This is a genomic window from Petrotoga sp. 9T1HF07.CasAA.8.2 (genome assembly GCF_002895585.1).
GTDB classification, from domain to species: Bacteria; Thermotogota; Thermotogae; order Petrotogales; family Petrotogaceae; genus Petrotoga; species Petrotoga mobilis.
On record NZ_AZRI01000003.1, the window covers coordinates 1 to 2,040 of the forward strand.

General features: G+C 36.3%; 2 protein-coding genes. Both read left to right on the forward strand.

Features of this window, described 5'->3' with window-relative positions; translation table 11 throughout:
* A partial coding sequence (locus X925_RS00225) for a DDE-type integrase/transposase/recombinase (RefSeq protein ID WP_146026666.1) occupies positions 1-1,189 on the forward strand: 1,189 nt, incomplete at its 5' end.
* Positions 1,179-1,925, forward strand: a complete 747-nt coding sequence (gene istB / locus X925_RS00230; RefSeq protein ID WP_121958802.1) for an IS21-like element helper ATPase IstB — start codon at positions 1,179-1,181, stop codon at positions 1,923-1,925. The genes X925_RS00225 and istB, both read left to right, overlap by 11 nt.
* The last annotated feature ends 115 nt before the right edge of the window (positions 1,926-2,040 follow it).

Genomic DNA, 2,040 nt, shown 5'->3' on the forward strand with positions numbered 1-2,040 from the left:
TGGTATCAATCAAAAAGAAGGTTTTTTGAAATTAGTGCCACTAAGAGGTAGTATGCAGGCAGACTTTGGTGAAGTTTACGTGATACAAGATAAGATGCCAAGAAAGATACACGTATTCTGTGCAAAGTTATGCTACAGCAAGGTGGAGTTTGTTAAAGCTTATCCAGGAGAGTCTACAGAGTTTTTCTTTGACGGATTAACATCAGCGTTTGATTTCTTTGGTGGAGTTCCAAGAAAGATAATCTTTGACAATTTAAAACCTGCAGTGAAAGAAGTACTAACAGGAAGAGAAAGGATACTACAAGAAGAGTTTGTCAAATTCCAATCCTTCTACTGTTTTGAATCTGAATTTTGTGGTCCAGCTAAAGGCAATGAAAAAGGGATGGTAGAAAACCTTGTTAAATACGTTGAAAATAACTACTTCTTACCGAGGGTTGAGTTCAAAAGTTTTGATATACTCAATTTGGAATTAAAGGAAAAATGTCATCAAAGGCTCAAAAAAGGAAGGTATGAAGGAGAAAGTTGGGGAAAGAGAATCCTTGATGAAGATTTTCTTCCTCTCAAAGAAAGATACGTATATGCAAGGATAAAGGAAGCAAAGGTAGACACATATCAACTTATTCATTTGGAAAAGAACAGATACTCTGTACCAACAAATTACATTGGTAAAAAGGTTGAAGTTCACATCTACCCATTCAAGGTAAAGGTAATCTACAAAGGAAAAGTTATAGCAGAACACGAAAGGATGTTTGGAAAAAACAAAGAGAGCTTAAACCCATACCATTTCCTACCTTTACTAAGAAAAAAGGCAAGGGCGTACGAACAAGCTAAGGTCATCCAAGATTGGGGATTACCTCAGATATATGAAAAGTACCATAAGATGCTGCAAGCTCATCTTAGCTCTGATTCAAAAGGAACAAGGGAGTTCATAGACATACTAAAATTAACCCAACAATACACCGTTGAAGTTATTGCAAAGGTACTAAATGAATTGGATGAAAAAAACCGCTACAGCTATCAAGACGTGTTGAGCGTACTAAGGTATCAAACGCAACACAAACCCAAAACAGAATTGTTATCAAAAGAAAAGCTAGAAACCCTTGATTTAGACAAACACACCACCACTTACATGTCTCTAAATACTTACAATGAACTACTTCGAAAAGTGGGGTGTGAAAATGAAAGATGAACTAAGAGAACAGCTGAAATATTGTCGGCTATCTGGTATATTAGAACGGTATGAGGATACACTAAAAGAGGCAAAAAGAAACGAATGGGACAACGAAAGATTTTTTGAAACGTTGATTCAATGTGAAGTCCTATCAAGGGGGAACAATAGATTTCAAAGGTTGTTACGCCAAGCGAAGTTCCCTAATCTAAAGACGATAGACCAATTTGATTTCAGTCAAGCGCCTTACCTATCAAAGAAGGAAATACTGGAACTCAGTGAATGTAAGTTCATCGAAGAAAAGACAAATCTTTTGTTCTTAGGATCACCAGGTGCAGGAAAAACGCACATAAGTATAGCGATAGGGATACAAGCATGTAAGAAAGGGGAAACAGTAAGTTTTTTCACAGCAGCCAATCTTGGGAACCTCTTAGTTGAAATGCAGGAAGAACGACAACTAACAAAATTCCAAAAAAAGTTGAGCAAAGTAGATTTACTGATAATTGATGAACTAGGATACGTGCAGTTATCCGACCAAGTTACACAACTCATGTTCCAAATATTCTCTGAAAGGTATGAAAAAGGATCTATCTTAGTAAACAGCAATCTTGAATTTGCAGAATGGGCTAAAATATTTCACGATGAAAGGATGACAGCAGCGATTATCGACAGGTTAATCCACAACAGTAAGATAGTACTATTCAACGGAGAAAGCTACCGTTACAGGAACCAAAGACGAGAAATTCAGCAAAACTGATAAATATTCGATTTTTCTCTTTTCATATGAAAAGAGAAAGAAAAGAAGTTCTTCTTTCCATATGGTACATAATTAGATTAGCAGGGTGGTACAGTATTCGGTTAGCCATAGCAAT

Excerpts from the sequence above, each read along its gene's own strand:
- istB (WP_121958802.1), top strand. The coding sequence starts at position 1,179 with ATGAAAGATGAACTAAGAGAACAGCTGAAATATTGTCGGCTATCTGGT.